22 protein-coding genes are annotated in these 19008 nt (G+C 34.7%); 6 read left to right on the top strand and 16 right to left on the bottom strand.

Features of this window, described 5'->3' with window-relative positions; genetic code table 11:
* Positions 1 to 9: 9 nt before the first annotated feature.
* From AC4NPH_RS17280 to AC4NPH_RS17240, 9 genes are all read right to left on the bottom strand, one after another.
* Positions 10 to 1455, bottom strand: coding sequence for an ethanolamine ammonia-lyase reactivating factor EutA (locus AC4NPH_RS17280; RefSeq protein WP_057273748.1), 1446 nt, complete (start codon positions 1453 to 1455; stop codon positions 10 to 12).
* 198 nt (positions 1456 to 1653) lie between these two features.
* A complete protein-coding gene (locus AC4NPH_RS17275) occupies positions 1654 to 2151 on the bottom strand; it encodes a EutP/PduV family microcompartment system protein (protein ID WP_053487604.1) in 498 nt (165 codons plus the stop codon).
* A gap of 24 nt (positions 2152 to 2175) precedes the next feature.
* Positions 2176 to 2517, bottom strand: a complete 342-nt coding sequence (gene eutS, locus AC4NPH_RS17270; RefSeq protein ID WP_013058372.1) for an ethanolamine utilization microcompartment protein EutS — start codon at positions 2515 to 2517, stop codon at positions 2176 to 2178.
* Between the two features lie 42 nt (positions 2518 to 2559).
* Positions 2560 to 3849, bottom strand: coding sequence for an ethanolamine utilization protein EutH (eutH, locus tag AC4NPH_RS17265; protein ID WP_078082073.1), 1290 nt, complete (start codon positions 3847 to 3849; stop codon positions 2560 to 2562).
* A gap of 214 nt (positions 3850 to 4063) precedes the next feature.
* On the bottom strand, positions 4064 to 4636 hold the full coding sequence (locus AC4NPH_RS17260) for an ANTAR domain-containing response regulator (RefSeq protein ID WP_013058374.1): 573 nt from the start codon (positions 4634 to 4636) through the stop codon (positions 4064 to 4066).
* The gene (locus AC4NPH_RS17255) at positions 4629 to 6062 is read right to left on the bottom strand and encodes a sensor histidine kinase (protein WP_053487605.1); all 1434 of its coding nucleotides are present in this window, start codon (positions 6060 to 6062) and stop codon (positions 4629 to 4631) included. The genes AC4NPH_RS17260 and AC4NPH_RS17255 overlap by 8 nt, the downstream gene beginning before the upstream one ends.
* A 610-nt stretch (positions 6063 to 6672) precedes the next feature.
* On the bottom strand, positions 6673 to 6954 hold the full coding sequence (locus AC4NPH_RS17250) for a hypothetical protein (RefSeq protein ID WP_308334015.1): 282 nt from the start codon (positions 6952 to 6954) through the stop codon (positions 6673 to 6675).
* A 10-nt stretch (positions 6955 to 6964) separates the two neighbouring features.
* Positions 6965 to 7354 carry an SHOCT-like domain-containing protein gene (locus tag AC4NPH_RS17245; protein WP_013058378.1) on the bottom strand — a complete coding sequence of 130 codons (390 nt, stop codon included), beginning with the start codon at positions 7352 to 7354 and terminating at the stop codon, positions 6965 to 6967.
* A 13-nt stretch (positions 7355 to 7367) separates the two neighbouring features.
* Positions 7368 to 7733, bottom strand: a complete 366-nt coding sequence (locus AC4NPH_RS17240; protein ID WP_013058379.1) for a DUF2089 domain-containing protein — start codon at positions 7731 to 7733, stop codon at positions 7368 to 7370.
* A gap of 272 nt (positions 7734 to 8005) precedes the next feature.
* On the opposite strand from AC4NPH_RS17240, the gene AC4NPH_RS17235 reads away from it, so the two are divergent.
* The 3 genes from AC4NPH_RS17235 to AC4NPH_RS17225 are packed head-to-tail and all read left to right on the top strand — an operon-like array spanning position 8006 to position 9355.
* Positions 8006 to 8563: a TetR/AcrR family transcriptional regulator gene (locus AC4NPH_RS17235; RefSeq protein WP_098314737.1), complete on the top strand. Its 558-nt coding sequence runs from the start codon at positions 8006 to 8008 to the stop codon at positions 8561 to 8563.
* 14 nt (positions 8564 to 8577) lie between these two features.
* Positions 8578 to 8940, top strand: coding sequence for a DMT family transporter (locus AC4NPH_RS17230; protein ID WP_098314738.1), 363 nt, complete (start codon positions 8578 to 8580; stop codon positions 8938 to 8940).
* A 4-nt stretch (positions 8941 to 8944) separates the two neighbouring features.
* On the top strand, positions 8945 to 9355 hold the full coding sequence (locus AC4NPH_RS17225; RefSeq protein ID WP_491938833.1) for a YvaD family protein: 411 nt from the start codon (positions 8945 to 8947) through the stop codon (positions 9353 to 9355).
* A gap of 95 nt (positions 9356 to 9450) precedes the next feature.
* Here AC4NPH_RS17225 and AC4NPH_RS17220 read toward each other — a convergent pair whose 3' ends face one another.
* Both AC4NPH_RS17220 and AC4NPH_RS17215 read right to left on the bottom strand, forming a co-directional pair.
* Complete coding sequence (locus AC4NPH_RS17220) at positions 9451 to 10440, bottom strand: MFS transporter (protein WP_491938832.1); 990 nt, start codon at positions 10438 to 10440, stop codon at positions 9451 to 9453.
* 97 nt (positions 10441 to 10537) lie between these two features.
* Positions 10538 to 11647: a Gfo/Idh/MocA family protein gene (locus AC4NPH_RS17215; RefSeq protein WP_053487607.1), complete on the bottom strand. Its 1110-nt coding sequence runs from the start codon at positions 11645 to 11647 to the stop codon at positions 10538 to 10540.
* A 125-nt stretch (positions 11648 to 11772) separates the two neighbouring features.
* On the opposite strand from AC4NPH_RS17215, the gene AC4NPH_RS17210 reads away from it, so the two are divergent.
* The gene (locus tag AC4NPH_RS17210; protein WP_013058387.1) at positions 11773 to 12645 is read left to right on the top strand and encodes a LysR family transcriptional regulator; all 873 of its coding nucleotides are present in this window, start codon (positions 11773 to 11775) and stop codon (positions 12643 to 12645) included.
* 291 nt (positions 12646 to 12936) lie between these two features.
* Here AC4NPH_RS17210 and AC4NPH_RS17205 read toward each other — a convergent pair whose 3' ends face one another.
* Genes AC4NPH_RS17205 through AC4NPH_RS17190 form a run of 4 tightly spaced genes read right to left on the bottom strand, consistent with a single transcriptional unit; the run spans position 12937 to position 14896 of the window.
* Complete coding sequence (locus AC4NPH_RS17205) at positions 12937 to 13107, bottom strand: hypothetical protein (protein WP_168761135.1); 171 nt, start codon at positions 13105 to 13107, stop codon at positions 12937 to 12939.
* A complete protein-coding gene (locus AC4NPH_RS17200) occupies positions 13107 to 13259 on the bottom strand; it encodes a hypothetical protein (protein WP_157835277.1) in 153 nt (50 codons plus the stop codon). Before AC4NPH_RS17200 ends, AC4NPH_RS17205 begins: the two co-directional genes overlap by 1 nt.
* A 45-nt stretch (positions 13260 to 13304) precedes the next feature.
* Positions 13305 to 14195 (bottom strand): prephenate dehydrogenase/arogenate dehydrogenase family protein, encoded by an 891-nt coding sequence (locus AC4NPH_RS17195; RefSeq protein ID WP_098314742.1) that lies wholly within the window; start codon positions 14193 to 14195, stop codon positions 13305 to 13307.
* Between the two features lie 20 nt (positions 14196 to 14215).
* Positions 14216 to 14896 carry an RraA family protein gene (locus tag AC4NPH_RS17190; RefSeq protein WP_061859408.1) on the bottom strand — a complete coding sequence of 227 codons (681 nt, stop codon included), beginning with the start codon at positions 14894 to 14896 and terminating at the stop codon, positions 14216 to 14218.
* Between the two features lie 437 nt (positions 14897 to 15333).
* On the opposite strand from AC4NPH_RS17190, the gene AC4NPH_RS17185 reads away from it, so the two are divergent.
* Positions 15334 to 16185: a MurR/RpiR family transcriptional regulator gene (locus AC4NPH_RS17185; RefSeq protein ID WP_063672422.1), complete on the top strand. Its 852-nt coding sequence runs from the start codon at positions 15334 to 15336 to the stop codon at positions 16183 to 16185.
* 725 nt (positions 16186 to 16910) lie between these two features.
* Positions 16911 to 18209: a CitMHS family transporter gene (locus AC4NPH_RS17180; RefSeq protein ID WP_053487609.1), complete on the top strand. Its 1299-nt coding sequence runs from the start codon at positions 16911 to 16913 to the stop codon at positions 18207 to 18209.
* Between the two features lie 264 nt (positions 18210 to 18473).
* On the opposite strand, the gene AC4NPH_RS17175 is transcribed toward AC4NPH_RS17180, so the two are convergent.
* The gene (locus AC4NPH_RS17175) at positions 18474 to 18941 is read right to left on the bottom strand and encodes a hypothetical protein (protein WP_491938831.1); all 468 of its coding nucleotides are present in this window, start codon (positions 18939 to 18941) and stop codon (positions 18474 to 18476) included.
* Positions 18942 to 19008: the final 67 nt, after the last annotated feature.

The following is a 19008-nucleotide window of genomic DNA, read 5'->3' as shown; positions in this document are numbered from 1 at the left end:
CCCCCTTTCTTATGAATGGAACGTAAGGGTTTTGACTACTACCGGTACTACGCTTGTTTGTAGCAGCTGACCAATATCTAAGTAATCACCGTGTTCCACCTTAATTTGATCAATACAAATAATGCTTTGCGACGAATCTTGAGCAACAAGCGTTTGGCCCAATACCTTGGCATGGTCGCTCTCAAGAACAATAATGAGCGGCTGATCTCTTTTGTTTTTTTGTTTCACCGCTTCTAGCAGACCTTTTGCCAATTGTTGAATATCTCGAAATCCTACGTATGGAAGCCCAGATAAGTACAAGGCAAAATTTTGTCCCTCCTGTTGTGGGTCATGTATCTCAATTGCATCTTTTACAGCATCCTTTAAGTGATGAACACTTTTTTGAAACCCATCCTTAAAAGAAATTTGATAAACGGGTACATTTCGTACAGGTAAATCTTTGGTTTCTACTTGAATCGTGGCTCCACTGATTTCAGTCGTTTGTGTACCAGCACCAAGAACAGTTGCGCGAACGGTTTCATCAGGCTGAATCCATGACCATCCTTTCAAACTCTGACTACCCCTTAAAGAGTCCGCAAGCATCATTCCTATGTCTTGGTAAGGAGCTTGTTCAAAACCTTTAGATTCATATTGATAGAGGCACTCACTGATTCCACCAGAAAACATAATGACATCAATTTCTTCTTTCCAATTCGGTTCATGACCTAAAAGCAGTACCTTGTCTTCTGCTGTCATGGTACGTGTTAGCATTCTACTAATCACATCGGCCATATAATTTGTTATATTCTTTATCTCTTTTTCCACCATTACGTCACCTGTTGCAAGAGTACTATTCCACTCTCTTAATAGGTTTCTAACGGGTGGCGAAATATTGCTGATTTTATCTTCCGAAAACTCTATCAGCCTGCCTCCTATGTGCAGTGTGCAGGTTCCACACAGCCTTCCCATTCGATAAACTGCTACATTAGCTGTTCCCCCGCCAATATCTACATTGGCAATAGTTTTGCTCATTTTTTTAGAATATTGATAAGCTCCTGATCCTTTTGCTGCAATAATTCCCTCTAAATCAGGACCCGCAGTTGCAACTAAAAACTCACCGGCATGATTTGAAAGATGGTGAATCATTTCTTCCGCATTTTGCTTAGTTGCTGTTTCACCTGTAATAATCACGGCACCTGTTTTAATATCTCCAGAACCAACGTTTGCTTTATCATACTCATTTCTAACAAGCTTCTCTATTGCTTCAATATCGATTGTTGTTGATGTGAGAAGTGGTGTCCGATAAATCGGGCTACGATGAATAATTTTTTTATCAATAATCTCAATACGCGGCAAGTGTGTTCCTCCTGCCATATTCATCAGAGAAAATTGACTTAACACAATTTTGGTTGTGCTTGTTCCTATATCAATTCCTGCGCTGATAATCTCCTCTTTTAGCGGTTCGTATTGTTTCATATCCCTCCACCTCATCAACCTTCAATCAGCAAAAGGTTTTATTCATTACTGATTGCTAATTAGTCGTGTTTTAGTTAAATAAAAAAGGCACCTCATACGAACTATCCCCTAAAAGATAGCTGTATAAGGCGCCTTTGCCCGTGATTTTTTTGTATATTTAGAATATAACTGATTTTTCACAAAATGTAAAGGTTTTCATTAAAAAATAATATATTTCGATTTCCAGTTATCAGTATACTGTTTCATCTCTTGTAAAGACTGACACTGTACCAAAGCTCGAACCTCTTCAAGCCCTTCTTTATTGCGAGAAGAAGTGACAACAATAGGACCATTTACAACTACTTGCCTTGCTTTTTTAATAGCTAAGCTCACATCAGCATCTTTTGCATCACTTTTTGTAATGACCCCAATAGCTAACTTATTAATGCCTGTACTAAAATTAGGTGGAAAGACTGTCTTTTTCTTTGTGGCGTCCTGCAAATATAACACATGTGTAACTTCAAGAGCGGTTGCCATAATATTTTTATAAAAAAAAGGATTTTCAACATATTCTCCAGGTGTATCAACAATCCAATCATAATAGATTAAAGCTTGTGTTTTAACTGCCTCGACCGGCTTTCCAAGCAGAGCATTTGTTAATGTCGATTTGCCGGCACCAATTGAGCCAATGAGCATGGCTCTATTTTTTTTATGCATACGTCTTCCCTCCCTACTATACAATTAGGATTTTGTAATAATTGAAGGCGTGTACCCTAATGTTTCTGAGAGAAAACGATTGATTTCTCTCATGGCCATATCCACTTCCGAAACGCTTCCTACAATAACAAGACTTCCTGTAAAACGATCTAAAAAACCTAACTGAACATGTGCAGCTTTTGTAGCCAAATCCCCTGCAATAATAACCGTTTCGCTTGGAGTTAATGTTAAAATACCTAAAGCTCCTTCTTGTTGTATACCTAATTTTTCGAACATATCCGGATCTGGATTTGCAATTAAATGGCTCAATGTAATTTGTTTTCCCGGCACAAACTCTTGAATAAAACGCTTTTTTTCTTCACTCATAAAAAATTACCTCTCCCTTATCGTACAAATTCTATACAATGCTTACATCACTTGTGTCTTACTGCTTTTTTCTTCTACCTTTTCATTTTCTTCAGCTGCTGAACTTAAGTACTCGTCTTTTCCAATAATGCCTGCTTCACGATCCTTCCTTTCTAGCTCTAAGGCTTTTGGAACAGATAGCCAATATGCTAAACCGATGCCTATTACACCCGCAGAGAACTTCCCGATAATAACTGGGAGAATTAATGTCGGCTGGAAATTGGCTGTAAAGGATAAATGATCTCCTAATAAAAATGCCGAGCAAACTGCAAACGAAATATTAATAACTTTGTCTTTTGGAGGCATGCTTCGAATGAGCTTAAACATCGCCAAAATATTAGCAATTGTAGCTAAAATACCTGCACTGCCTTCTTTACTTAATCCAAGTTTTTTCCCTACAGCTTCAAGCGGCTTTCCTGCATATTTTTGAAGCAAATAAACCATTGGAAATGCACCAGCAAGCATAATGCCAATATAACCTGCTGTTTCTAGCGCACGGAATTGATCCGCTTTATCTGCCATGATCGGATGAAATCCCCAGCTTCCAAATAGATGAGAGAATAAGCCTGTAAAAATTTCAACAATGGAAAAAACAAGAACTAGCTTAATTCCAGCATCCATGATACGCCCAAACCACATAAACCCTTTAATCATTAAATCAGGCAAGAAATATAGTCCTACCGCTAACAGCACAACAAATAATAAAAGTGGAGATAAATTCAAAATAATTTTCAAATAACTTATCGTAAATTCGTATGTTGAATCACTTGTAGTGGAAATAATTTTACGCACATCAGAATTGGTTACCATAATTAAAACACTTGAAATAAAAGCCCCAATTGGAATCGTTAACACACCTGACATAACGCCGAGCGCCATATATTTATGGTCGCGTTTATCAAGCATGGCAAGTCCTACTGGAATCGAGAATACAATGGTTGCTCCGGCCATAAATCCTACTATCATAGCCATGACCCATCCTTCATACGACTCTTTTAATACGTGTGCTAATTGATATCCTCCCATATCCGTTGCTAAGATAGAGGTTGCAGCGATAGCAGGATCTGCCCCAATAGCTGAGAAAAAAGGACCGCATACCGTACTAATAAACCACGAAAGATATGGAGTTGCAGCCATGATACCAGCCGCTGGTATAAAAATATACCCGATAGAATGTAACCCTTCCATGAATTGCTTTCCTAATCCTTCATCACTATTTCTAATCGCAGCAATAGCCCCACACACTGCACAAGTCATGATAATATAAATCACGATTTTCCCAATGATAACCACACCCAATTCCCCCTATATGATGATTTTTATTTAAATAGATAATAGTTTAACTATTTCTATCTATTTAAAGCGTATGAAGTAACCTGTCAAGAGCTTTGCTACTAGAGAAAGATTAAAATTGTTCCCTTAAAAAAGACAAAAAGGTGCCAGGTGGTTTTTTATCACTTAAAACCACTAAGCACCTTTGCTCAAACTATTTACTTGTACAGTGAGGTTAAGTTCCATATTTCTCAATGATGTGTTTTGCTAACTTCTCTAGTGTAACCTGCTTTTTCATGCTAATAGTCCGCATTTTTTTGAAAGCACGATCTTCTGTTAAATTATATTTATCCATTAAAATTCCTTTTGCTTTTTCAACAATTTTTCGTTTCTTCAGTTCATTATTCATTTCCTGAACTTTTTGCTCATACATTTTTGCATTTTCTGCTTGCTGTAGAGCGATTTCAACTGCTGGAATTAAATTTGATTCAGCTATCGGTTTTACTAAATAGCCTACTATATTCGCTTTTTTTGCTTTATCAATAAACTCCCTCTGGCTGTATGCTGTCAACAGCAGAATAGGAATATTATATTTATTTGAAATAATTTCACTTGCTTTTAGTCCATTTAACTTAGGCATTTTTATATCCATAATAATCAGATCTGGCTTTAGTGCAAAAGCTAATTCAACCGCTTTTTCTCCATCTCCAGCTTCTCCTACTATTTCATAACCATTATCAGAGAGCATCATTGATAAATCTAGTCGTACAATTGACTCATCTTCAACAATCATAATTCGTTTAGTCACGGTGTCCGCCTCTTTCTAATGGGAACCTAGCTGATGCCATGGTGCCATTTGCAGTTCTCTCAATCGAAAATTGACCAGATAAATCGTGAGTGACCATCATGGTAACTATATCTAATCCTAAAGATGGTTTGGCTTCTTTTGAGTATCCAACACCATTATCTTTAATTGTAACCTCTATCTCACAGTTATTCTGTTGAAAAGAAACGTGAACCTTACCTTCTTCTCGCCCCTTAAACGCATGTTTCATACAGTTTTGAATGAGCTCATTAATAATTAATGCTATGGAGACAGCTTTATCCGACTTTGTAAAAAGCTGAGTGCCCGAATATTCAATTGAAATATTTTTATTTTCATCCGTAGAGCTATACACTAGCATATTACCAATTTTCTCAATCAAACTAAGAATATCTACATTGTCTACACTAGAGTTGGAAAGAATAATCTCGTACACAGAAGCGATACTTAAAATCCGGTTAAGACTCTCGACAAAATGAGCCTTGCTTTCTTCAGGAAGGCCCCTTCTCATCTGGAGCCTTAATAAACTCGCAATAGTCTGTAAATTATTTTTGACGCGATGATGAATTTCTTGAATCATGACTGATTTGACAACAAGTTCTCTTTCTCTCTCTCTAAGTTCAGTCATATCTCGAAATGTAATAAAAGCGCCATTCGTTGGATTTTCTTGTTTTAAACTAACTTTTTTGACTTGAAACACCTTATTTAAAATGGTCACTTCGTGCATAAACAACTTTTCTGGATGATAAAATAACTCTTCTAAACAAGGAAAATATTCGATGATTTGATTGCCTGTCTTACATTCTGAGGAACAGACTTCAGAAACCAAATTAAAAGCAGCAGAATTAAAATATAGAATGTGTAAATTAGGATCAATAAAGAAAAGTGCCTCTCCAATAAACTCTGGAATAAGCGAAGCATTTTCTGTCATCTCCATTAAAATTTCGCTTAACGTATCATTTGTATTTGATAGCGTTTTCATTTTTTCTTGACGTTCAACTACTTCACTGATATCTTTCTCCATAATCAATGTAGCAATTACACGATTATTAAATCCTTTAATAGGAACCACACTTTGTTCTACCGTTTTTCCTTCTTGTGTTAAGGCACGATTTAAAGACATCGGTTTTCCATTTTGCAGCGTGTAAAATACTGCTGGTTCAAACGCTTCGTACACAAATTTCCCTGCGACTGGACGTTCATAAACTGACGGTGCAGTTTCTGGTGCAGCTTCTGCTACTACAACTGCATGCTGTCCTTCTTTTGTTAAACAATCGATAAACACATTTGCTCGGTTTAAATCAGCAATAAGCGGCAAATTTTTAGCAACTTCATCAATCTTTTGAATATCGACTTCTGCTAGATTTGTATGAAGTCTGCATAAAGAATTTAAGGATAATGTATGAGTCATATGTAAACTCCTAGCTGCTTTTAAACATTTAAGCATTAAAATATTAGAATATAATAAGTATTATATTTTTCTGAACTTTCTTTGTCAATGACCCATTTTGACGCGAAAATATTTACTTTATGAAGGAAACCTTATTTCTTCTATGACTTATCACTTCTTTTTCTAAAGGTAAAAGTGGAAGATGTTGGTATACACTCCAGTTTAATTCGCATAGATATAGTCCCTGGGCTTTAAAGCTTTTTACATAAAAATTAGTATTCTGTTATTTTGTTAGTAATAGCTTATGATAGTGAGTTTTGGATTTTTTAAAAAGATAAAATCAACTACAGAGCTGCTTAATAAAAAGAAATACTTAATAAAATCAAGTAGCAAAGGGGCGTTTTAATACGATGTCAGTGTGGATAGGAATATGGATTGCTATGTTTGTTGCCATATTTGGGGGCACATATTCCGGATATAGGTTAAATAAGAAAAGGAAAGAAGCAGAGAAAAAAAGAGATCATACAGCACGATAGCAAACTGTATGATCTCTTTTTTTAGCCTTTTTTACATCTATATGGACGAATAAGGTTTTATTTTTACACGCGGGTAGGCACTTTGCAAAGCTACATCATAGTTTAACTCTTACTTCCGTACCGTCAGCAGCTTTGACATCTACTAGAACCATTCCCTTATGTTTCTTTAGTTCCTTAACGATAGGCTTTAGCAATCTTTTATCGATTATCGGAAAAGTAAAATTCAGCTCTTTTCTTTTAAAATGTTCTTTTGTCCATTTATCTGCATGCTTCTGGATAAATTTTGAAAAAACAACGCTGATAACAACGTTTAAAAGAGCATATGGAATAGGGATGTTAAACCGAGCTTCTTTGGTTTTCACTTTTACATGAATCATAAGCGAACCATTACTCAATAATGACTGAAACGGTATCGCCGTTTGCCGATTTAATATCAACAATTTGACCATCTAACTCGTTTTCAATTGCTTCAACAATAAGGTTTATGTCTATATCTTTTACATATTTTTCTGATTGAGGAATACTCGCTGCGATGCTGTGTCCAGCCATTAATACCAGCTTGACAAGTTTGATAGGCAAATTAACCTTCACATTATCGTTTTCAGTTGACACAACTCGAATTTTTAACGTTTTATCTAAATACACATTTGGTTTCTTCAAAAGCGTATTTCCTGTTTCTTCTTTCTCTTTTAATACTTGAATCAGTTCTGATCCCTTTTCCGCATCAATTTTGCCTTCTTGAACCATTGTTAACACTTTTGTAATTTCCTCTTTCATAAAAAATCCCTCCCTATTCTCCTTTTAAAAGCTTAATGGCTTCTTCTGCTGTAATTTCACCATTTTCTAACATAGACACAACTTTTTTCTCATCTACTTCATTTTTCTTCTTCTCTACATACCCAAGAGATGAAATGATGTCAGTAAGCTTGCCTCGGACGGTTGGATACGAAACGCCCAGTTCCTTTTCCACTTCTTTGATATTTCCTCTGCAGGTTAAAAATACTTCTACAAAATGAAGCTGATCACTTGATAAGGATGCCAGTTTAGATAATTCAAACTCATTTTCAATTGTCGTGTGACAATGAGTGCACTGCAGCTTTGTAATTTTTAATGTTTCACTGCAAACAGGACAATTTGTAATTACTTTATAAGCCATAATCAAATCTCCTTCTTTTAGTTAATTTGATTATATAACAAATATTTAATATTAAAAACAATAAAATTAAATAATTTTATATTGAAAATTAAATATATTAACTTTAATTTTAAAAATATTGATAAATTGCTCTAAAACCAAAACAATAAGAGTCCAGATGCTTCACATCTAAAAAAGTAAACAAAAGATAAAAATGTTTATTTTTGTAAAAATATATCGTAAAATACATTTGGTACTATAAAATTATTACTGGTACCAAATGGAGGTTTTTTATGAAAGAAAGAATTACACAAGAAGCCATTTTTTTAATTCAGCAAAAAGGGGTGTCTTTTACTATTAGCGATTTGGCTAAGAATTTAGGAACGAGCAAACGAACCATGTACCAACATTTCAGCTCCAAAGACGACATCATTGACTCGATAATTGAAAATCTCATCCTACAGATCAAGAACAAAGAAGAAGAAATCTTCCATGATGAAAGTCTAAGTTTACCGGAAAAGATTACTCAAGTTCTTATATGTGTTCCTGAAGAGTTTAGCACAATGGACTTTCGCCTATTAGCAGATTTAAAACGGCTTCACTATAATCAATGGGTTAAGATAGATGACTTTCTAAAGCAAGAGTGGGATCTAGTGGTAAAACTTATGGAAGAAGGCATAGAAACCGGAGTTATACGTGAAATTAATTTACAACTGTTTGTAGAGCTATACTTGGGCGCAATCAACCAAATTTATCAGCCAAACTTCTCGCTAAACACTAAACTCACAATGAGTGAAATATTAAAATCTGTTATGGATATTCTTTTGAATGGCATTTCTATAAAAAAATAAGGTGGCGAAAAGATTTGCATTGGATTTATCTATGTTTAGCTATTCTTTTTGAAGTAGCTGGTACAACGTCCATGAAATTATCAGACGGTTTTACTAAAGTTATACCAAGTGTGCTACTTATACTTTTTTATATTTGTAGTTTGTGCTTTTTAACGTTAACTTTAAAAAGTTTAGAGGTTTCAATCGCTTACGCTGTTTGGTCAGGGATGGGGATTATAATTATTACGCTAATTGGATTTATGTACTTTAATGAAAGTGTAAGCCTGCTAAAGATTGTTGCTATAGCTCTAATCATTATCGGTGTAGTGACATTAAATATGACGGGGGAAAAAGAAGCTAATACTAGTAAATCAACTTTGGAAGAACACATGAGGTAAAAAGATGAAATATTTAAAACCTTTTTTTCTTGTCACAGATATAGGATTTATTATCTATTGGATTGTTACTTACTTTGAATGGATACCCAAAAGTGCAGCCTTCAAAGATTATGATAACCCTATAGTCATGGCTTGGAACTGGTCGTTCTTCCCTCTAGATATTCTTATTTCATTCACTGGCTTATTTAGCCTATATTTATACAAGCTGCATAGAGAATCATGGAAAGGATACGCTTTAATTTCTCTAGTGTTAACATTTTGCTCAGGGCTACAAGCTATTGCGTATTGGGCATTTATTAAAGATTTCGATTTCACATGGTGGGCTTTTAATTTGCACTTGATGATTTACCCTCTATTCTTTATAAAATTACTTATAAAAGATAACGGCAATCAAAAAAGCAACCTTTCCTTATAATGAACGTTTTAAAAATTGTAAGAATTAATGAATAGCAGCATTCACTAATAAAAGAGGTAAGATTGGCTTAATCTTACCTCTTGGAACTTGCTCTTTTATGGTGCAATATCTTCTAAAACCTTTTCACGTGTTTCAATCATCTTAAATGCCATAAATGCACCTACTGCAGCTACACAAGCAAACAGAACAAAAACAGAGGTAATTCCCTTAGCGCTTAACACAAAGCCAAGTATCGTAGGAGCAATAGCCGAAGCTAGTCGCAGCCATGCTGTCGCAAACGCGATTCCAAGTACTCTCATACGTGTTGGATAAATTTCTGGCGTGTAGAGATAGAGTAGAACCGTAATTGTTCCCATAACGCCGTAAGCTGCTGAACCTAAATACATAACACTTTCGGCAGATTTGGCACCATTAAACCAAAGTGTCGTTAAAAGTAATCCTACAACAAGAAAAGCAATAGTTGCCCACCTTTTACGGCCAACTCTATCAATAAGTAAGGCGCAAGCAAACACAGCCACTGTTTGAATCACATTCGTTAGTGACGCTGCGTGTAGAGAATCCTCTAATGGAAGATTATAAACTGTTTTATATAAACTTGGGAGCCAGTTGTTAAGTCCATTCGCAACAAAGTAGGAAGAAAACCAAAGTGTCCAGACAATTAGCGTTCTACTGCGGTAAAAAGGGGAAAATAATTCTTTCCAATTGCCTTTTACTACAGCTTGAGGTGCACTAATTTTTGCTTCTATACGTTTATCCGTACTCGATTCAATTTCTTCAATTACTCGTTCTGCTTCGTCAAACCTGCCCTTTGAAATTAACCAACGAGGCGATTCACGCAGCTTAAAGAAAAATAAAAAGACAATTAATCCGCCGATACCACCGATCAAAAACATCCACTTCCACCCAAAGCTAGGTACAACTAAAGCACCAATCTGCGCGGATATCATTAACCCTAGCGGAAAAATCATCTCATACAGCATAAAAAAACGTCCCCGTCCTTGTGCAACTGAAAGTTCATTTATATAAGCTGCAGCAACAGGAACTTCACCACCTACTCCGATGCCTTGTACGAACCGCAGCCACATAACACCTTTAGCTGCCTTTTACCTTTAATTGTATACGTTCCAAGAAGTGATAAACCTAAATTATTTTACATAATATACATGTTGTTATGAATATGCCTTACCTATCAAGTACTACTTTTTCACCAGTCTCTGCAGATGTCCGAACCGCATCCAATAGCTGATGAAGCTTAACGGCATCATTGAAGTTGGGAATTTGACCTCTATTTTCGAATATATCTTTTGCCAACATATTATAAGCCTTTTCAACATAGCCTTTTGGATTATTATCTTTTACTGAAGATACGTTTATTTCTTCAAAATAAACACCTTTAGCACTTAATAAATAAGTAGGATATTTAACTTTTTCGACTTTGAGATCACCAAATTGCACGTGGCCTGAGGAATGATTTTGTGTTAAACGAAAAACCCCCTTTTCCCCTCTAATCTCTAATTGAAAAGCTGGATAAACTCCGCCTTGAATATGGACAGAAGCCGAAATGTCATCGATGAGTGTCCCTTGTATTAAGATTTGGTCCGCTGTATCTTTTGGTATCGTAACTCCTGTTCCTTGTATGAGAGTTTCTGTATAATGCGTATTCATTACAGCCGATAACTCTCTAAAATCACCTAAGATGTAGCAAAGAACATCAAGCGAGTGCCCACCGTTAATGGTAAGAAGGTTCGCTCCGTTTTCTTTTTTCAAAATATAACTGTTTGCTTCATCTGTTACTCCCCCTTTCCCTTGTGTGGCTACCTGCATGGTGCAGGAAATGATTCTCCCAATTTCTCCTTGTTTAATAGCCTCCTTTATATAATTCACTTCGGGAGATTGTCTTGCTTGTAATCCAATAGCATGGTGAATGTTCGCCTGACCCGCTAACCTTGCTAGTTTAACAGCCTGCATAGTATTTATGCCTAACGGCCACTCGCAATAAATATGTTTATTTTTCTCTATGGCTGCAATTGAAGCTTTGTAATGGAATGGAACTTTTACACTAACTACTACTAAATCAACATCTTTAGATTTAGCTAATTTCTTATAATCTGTGAAACTATGGGAAGCATGAAGTACCCTCGCACTTTCCTTTGCGGTTTCTGCTTTTGATGTTCCAATCGCGGTTATTTGATAAAAAGGGTTTTCTTTAAGTACTGGAATATGTGTTTTACTCGCCCATTGATTATTCAAAGATCCTCCTATAATTCCTACTTTTATTAATTGATCCGTCATTAGACATTCCTCCAAAATTTTGTAGATAATCTTACCTTTTAATCAAGTATAATTAAAATGAATCATCATTTTAAATGTTAAAATATGATGGATATATCACTTTTTTTGATGGATGGTGAAAATGAATGGATATTGAAAACATGAAAGCTTTCGTTTCAGTGGCGGAATTAAGAAGTATATCTGCTGCTGCGATGAAATTGAACCATCTGCAATCTAATATGACCGCAAAAATAAAGAAAATTGAAATGTATTATAACCAAGAACTGTTTATCAGAAATTCAAAAGGAGTTAAATTAACAAAACAAGGAGAAAAATTGTACCATCAATTTAAAAAAATATTGCATCTTTGGGAAGAAACTGAAAATAAAATGAAAAAACAAGACGAAAAACTCCGTATTGGTACCATGATATCAGTTGGGGGAACTGAATTCTCAAGCGCTTTAAACAAACTTTATAACACATATCCCGATTTAGCAGTAACGTTAAAAACCGGTTCAACCGAATATATTGAAAATCAAGTTCTACTTGGACAAATTGATGTAGCTTATACAATTGGATCATTAAACAACAAAAAGATAAGGTATAAAGAAGTAGGAGTAGAAGAAATGGTTGTAATTGGTCGAGGGATTGATCAACACACAACATTTGATGATTATGTAAGACAAAAAAATATACTTGTACTCTCTGATAAGTGCTTGTACATGACAATACTACATAATATTTATGTGAGCTTAAATATTGAACAAGGTGACATTATTGAAGTGGGTGATCCAGAAACATTAGTACAATTTGCATTAATGGGTATGGGTATTTCCTTAGTATCTAAGCGTATCGCAAATCGTTATAACATCAACAATTATTTAGAAGTTCCATCACCCTATAGATACACTGACTTTTATCTCATCTCTCGCCTAAATTATGAATTTACCCCTATAGAAAAACAGTTTATTGAGTTAAATAACTCCCTTAGCGACACTTTTAAAGGAATGGAAGTTTAACATCGAGGTTACAGTTCTTCCTGTAACCTCTTTTACAATTCCTTACCTGCAATTATCTTTTATATAAGTGTCATATGAGGTATTTTTTAATTTCCACAAGTTTGATCATGGGAAGCAGCCTTTCTAATTCCTGTGCCGCCATTGGTTACCAACACTATCTTATTTTTAAACATAACGTTTATATCTCTTTTATTATCAAGCTCTGGAGAATTACCATATTTGCTTGTTCATTCATTTTGTTTGGTCTTCTTCACTATCTTTTTTAAGTAGATTTCCTAAACCTAAAAGAACTCAGTTAACAGCTAGGGGAGAAGCTGGATTATAACAACAGATAATTTCAGAAAAAATTTTATGATTTTGTAATTTCACGAAAGTTTCTCTTGCCTCCCTTTCTGTTTTAAATTCAAACATGATAATATTATTTTCTCTTGAATAAGCATTGATTACAGTAACCACCCACATTAAAAACCCCCTAGGGTTGTTACAATTAAATTTGATTCTGATAAATGAATATCTCTGGCATTCTTATGAGTAACTGTTATACCTGTAGACTTATTTGGAATGAACCCCTTTTCTAACCAAATAGAACCGCTTTGAAAATTCCATGTTCCCAAGTAAATCCCCCCGTATCTTACTATTGATACAATAAATTAGTTTATTTAATTGTTTACAGCAGCATCTTCTTTACACGCTTTGATAACATCCAACCAGTGGTCTGGCTTTTGTCCTTTAAACTTCTCTTTCAAATTAAATGATGCTAATGTTTCTAACTTACTTTTTGCTGCTTTAGACATAACCGAGTTTAAATTAGAAGCCTCTAGCATTTGAATAGAGCCGTCTAACTCAATTGATCTTCTTAACGCATGTATAGAAGTCCCCGTTACTAATCGGTTCATTGTTTCTCTAAAGCTCTTACTATCTAGAGTTTCACTAATAGAATCTAAGACTAATTGTTCTACATTAAATTCATGAGAAGCTTCTAATAACTCTAGATAAAGAGCAACTACACCTTTCATATAAATGCTGCGAATTAGTTTTACAGCAGAGGCATCACCAGGTTTTTCACTTACTTTAGTTATGTCCATACCGTACGGAGTCATTAAGGAAATCAGTCGATCTACACCATTACCACTTGCTGAAATAGGAACCTTATGTTTATAAACCGGCAGGGGACCTAGCATTGCGGCATCCACAAAGAATGCATTCTTTTCTTGTATATTTGTGTTAACTTTTTGTTTCACGATAGGAGTGGAAGCTGATACATCTACATAGATACAATCTTTCTTTATAAATGGTTTTAGCATTTCACTAACTTCAAGTGCTTTATCTGCGGGTACTGCTACCATTACTATATCTGCTTGTTTTAAAACTTCTTCGGGTCTATAAAGAAGTTTTACTTGAGCTTGAGCAGCCCGTTCTTTAATTTGTGGACCATATGTAGGATGGTCTATCATAACATCATGAGCAAAAATGGTTTCTAAACCTTCGCCTTTTAAGCCAACTGACAACTCAAAAGCCGCCTCTCCAAATCCAATAAAACCTACTTTCACTTTAAAGCTCTCCCTTCTGTTTATAATCCGTATGCTTTCATCTGTTCTCTTAACCAAGAAGGCTGAATGTTGCCTCCAGATTCACCTTGCAGACGCGCTCTTTCAAATGCTTCGATTGTTTCTAAACGCGTTTTCTCATACTCTAGTTTTTTTTCAGCTTTAAAAAGAACCTCTTCAATCTTTTCTTTTGGAACTACAACAACTCCATCGTCATCACCTATAATTAGATCTCCTGGAATGACGGATACTCCTCCACAAGAAATAGGCTTATGTAACTCACCTGGCCCGTCTTTTAGGGGGCCATTTGGAATAAATCCTTTTGAGAAAATAGGAAATCCTGATTGACTAAGGGTCTCTTTGTCCCGAACTGCCCCATCTATAATAATCCCCTCAAATCCAATAGCTTTAGCTGCAGCTGCCATTAATTCTCCAAGGTAAGCATTTGCCGTATGCCCCTTTCCATCTACAACTAGTACATATCCTTCTGTACCATCATAGATTGCCTGATGAAGAAATAAGTTATCTCCAGGTCTTAAACTTACAGTTAGAGCGGTTCCAACTACCTTCATTCCTGTAGATACAGGCTTAATTTTATAATCCATTGAGCCTGTACACCCCATTGCATCGGATATAAGAGTTGTGTTAAGAAGTTTTGCTCTCTTAATAATGTCTTCAGATAATACTGGTGCTAAATTACTCACTGATATACACTCCCATTCTCTTTTAATATATTCTAATCAATGCCCTACTCAGGATAACGCTTACAAAAATTAATTTAGTAAAATTAGATATTGCCCCCCCTATTCGCAGAATATCTACAGTTTATTTGCCGCATTTTCGAAAAAGATAGAGAAACATCGTAAAAATAAATAAAGTAATAAATATTACTACATTTAATATTTAAGTAATATTTATTACATCAACCTTAAATGTATCTTATCACCGGTGCCTAATAAAGTAAATCTATTTTTGTAAATAAAACACAGGAAAAACATATCGTAAGCCTTATTACTTAGAAGAAACATTTTTACATAAAAAAGTAAACATGCTAAAATTCAAGTAAGTATTGTGATAAATACTTTTTATATACTTAAAAAAATAAAATTTACAATATAATCTGTTTAATTGGAGCGAAGGTATGGAAAATCCAATATTAAAATTAAAAGATAATATCTCACAACTAACAGAAACTCAACGGAGAGTAGCAGACTACATCCTTAAAAATCCTGTCGATGTAGCTTTTTTAACGGTTGATCAATTGGCCTTGACAGTAAAAACTAGTACGACCACGATAATGAGATTAACTTTTAGTCTAGGTTATTCTGGATATGCAGAGTTTCAAAAAGGACTTCAGGAGCTTTTACGTAACAATGCTGCTCCTCAAATCAGATTAGAAACAAATTTGAAGGGCTTAGATGAGAGTGATTTGTGGATGCGCTGTGCAGAAAGTCAATTCAATAACATTCAATCAACAGTAGAAATGATTTCTACAGAGAGTCTAAATAAAGCGTTAGAAATGATTGTCTCTGCAGACCGAATATTTTGTACAAGCGTTAGAAGTGGTTTACCCGTGGCACAGCATCTATCTTTTGGACTTAATCGATTACTCGGAAACTGTGAACTAATTGTCTCTGACTTAAGTGATTGGGTGGATAAAGGAATTACTTTTACTTCTAGAGATTTAGTTATTGCAACCTCTTTTCCAAGATACGCTAGAAGAACTGTTGAGTTCGTAACAGCTGCCAAAAGCAACGATGCCAAGGTAATTTCAATTACTGACAGTTATTCTTCTCCTTTAGTTAAGTACTCAGATTTAGTATTACCTTGTAGCTCTAGTAGTATTGCTTTTCATAATTCGCCCATATCATCACTACTCGTAGCCGATTACCTTGTAAGTGCAATAGCTATAAATTATCCCGAAAAGACAAAAGATCGTCTGGATAAAATCAATTCAGTCCTTACAAAAATTAATTATCATTACACTGATTAAATTTACGAATGTGGTAAAAGTATGAAATATCGAATGTATAAAATAATTCGACATTTCATGTTTTTACCACTTTTTTATTTTTTTAATTAATTCTAATACTTCCCTTTCACTTTTCATTTCTGTAAAAAAACATTTACTTTTCATTAGAAGCCATGATAGTATACTTTTAAATAGTCACAATTATTACAACAGTTAAATAAAAAGTAATAATTATTACTTTCTATAAAGGGTTGTAATAATGAATATAGTTAGTTCTGTAAAATCATTTTTAGATATCATCCGGAGATATCTGACTGCTCCATTACTTAGATACTACAAAGTGACTATAAGTTTATTAACTCTAACACTTGTATTTAGCTTGTTAAAACGCAAATGATGCGAGCACTACCGTTGGTTCTGAGCAATCATCAACAAAAGATTTTAGTAAAGGAGTGATTCGTTAAGGAACACGAGAATAGAAAATAATTTGTTAATGATTCTATATATCCAGTAGGCTTAAGGGGGAATTCACGTTAGCTTTTTTGTAAACCCTTACATTCATTCTAGGAATATTTTTTAAAGCAATAAATTGTAAAAGGTACCTAATTATTTTTACTCATAAATGATTGTGAAAAGCAGCTTTATAATAAAGAATGATAGTTAGATAGTTTCATGAGAATTTAAAAAGTATGACATTAAAGATAAACAAGAGGGAAAATGAAGGAAAGTTCTAGAGGGGGTATAATATGTTAACATTTTTAGGTTTTTCGATGATTGTAGTATTTATGTATTTAATTATGAGTAAGCGTTTGTCTGCCTTTAGTGCATTAACGGTGGTTCCTATTGTTTTTGCTTTATTGGGCGGATTCACTGATTTAGGACCAATGATGATGAAGGGTCTTGAAACCATTGCTCCGACAGCAATTATGATTATCTTTGCCATTCTCTATTTTGGCGTGCTGATTGATACAGGATTATTTGATCCTCTGGTCGCAAGAATTATAAAGATGGTTGGCGGCGATCCTTTAAAAATCGTGATGGGTACTGCAGTACTTTCTCTGATAGTTGCTCTAGATGGTGACGGTACCATTACATATCTAATTGTAGTAACTGCATTTCTCCCACTATACAATCGATTAGGTATGAATAAACTTATTTTAGCCTGTATTCCTGCCCTAGCAATGGGTATCATGAATTTGACTCCGTGGGGTGGTCCTGCTGTACAAGCTACGGCGGCGGTAAAAGCAGATGTAACGGACTTACTGTTACCACTTATTCCTTCTATGATTGCAGGCACGATTTGGGTTTTAGGGGTTTCTTATTTTCTTGGACGACGTGAACGTAAAAGACTAGGAGTTATCAATATAGATACAGAATTTAACGATGAAATTGCTGCAGCTCTTGATGTAGGAATGGATGCATCAATAAAGCGCCCAAAATTATTCTGGTTCAACTTAATCCTAACACTTTTACTTCTAACTGCTCTAGTTCTAGGGTTCTTGCCGTTACCAGCTTTGTTTATGATTGGTTTTGCTATCGTGATGATTGTTAATTACCCAAATTTACAAGATCAAAAAGAGCGCTTACATGCTCATGCAGGAAATATATTAACGGTGGTTTCCATGATATTTGCTGCAGGTATATTTACTGGAATTATAGATGGAACAGGTATTGTTAAAGCTATGGCGGATACTTTAATAGCAGTTATTCCTGATGCTCTTGGACCAAAATTAACAGTAATTGTTGCGCTTATAAGTATGCCATTTACTTTTTTCATGGCAAATGCTCCCTTCTATTTCGGGATTATTCCTATTATGTCTGAAACGGCTGCGCACTTTGGTATCCCTCCACTAGAAATTGGCCAAGCTTCTCTACTGGGACAACCCTTGCATCTATTAAGTCCGCTTCAAGGTTCTATTTATGTCTTAGTGGGACTCCTAGGTATTGATATAGGTGACCATATTCGCTTTGCTGCCAAGTATGCCATTGGAACAGCGTTAGTTATGACGATTGTGGCTGTATTATTTGGAATACTATCTATATGAATGATTTATAGAAACATAAAAAAGGAGGGCTGATTCTTGAAAACAGCTCTCTCTTCTATATATTTAACTTTAATTACATTAAAGATTGAAATACAACATAAGCCAATTACTAATCAATCATGACTGATACAGTATCTCTGTTTGTCAATTTGATCTCAACAATTTGGCTACCTAATTCATTTTCAATTGCTTGAATAATAAGATTGGTGTCTATATCTGTAAAACTTTAAAAGGTGCTTACATAGTTCTACTTAAGTTTTTAAATCAACTCCATTTTTTTGCCTTTTCAAATAAATACTGCACTCCATATAACAAATATGCTTTGTAGTGAAGGTAGATAAAAAATTGAAAATGATTTAACCGGTTTAGACTTACAATTTTCAACCTTTTAAGAACATCAATGAAGAAAAAATCAAAGATTCCATCAACTACAATATTCAGTAGTAAAAACTTCTTAAAGTTTCCATACGAAGATTTAAGCAGCCACATTGAAAGAGGCATATAAGGCCCAATACTAAAAGGAAGTTCATCTTTTATAAACGAATCTTTTTTATCATAAAATCTCCACCACTTCCTCTGATGCCCATACAAATGATTAATAATTTCAAAGATAATAATAAAAATCCCTGCTAACGAATAACGTCTTATGCTGTGTTTTCCTATAAAAAACAACGATAACCACGGAATCGCTATTATAGATAGGTTAAATCCTAAGTGTTTTCTTGATATCATAAGTGAACTCACCTCAATGTACTTTATCTAGTTCTTCTTATAGTGTCCGCCTATTACAAAAAAACAC

It is taken from the genome of Priestia sp. MDV22-iso46 (assembly GCF_058629175.1).
Note: the sequence above shows the minus strand (reverse complement) of the source record. Positions and strands in the feature narration are given on the sequence as shown.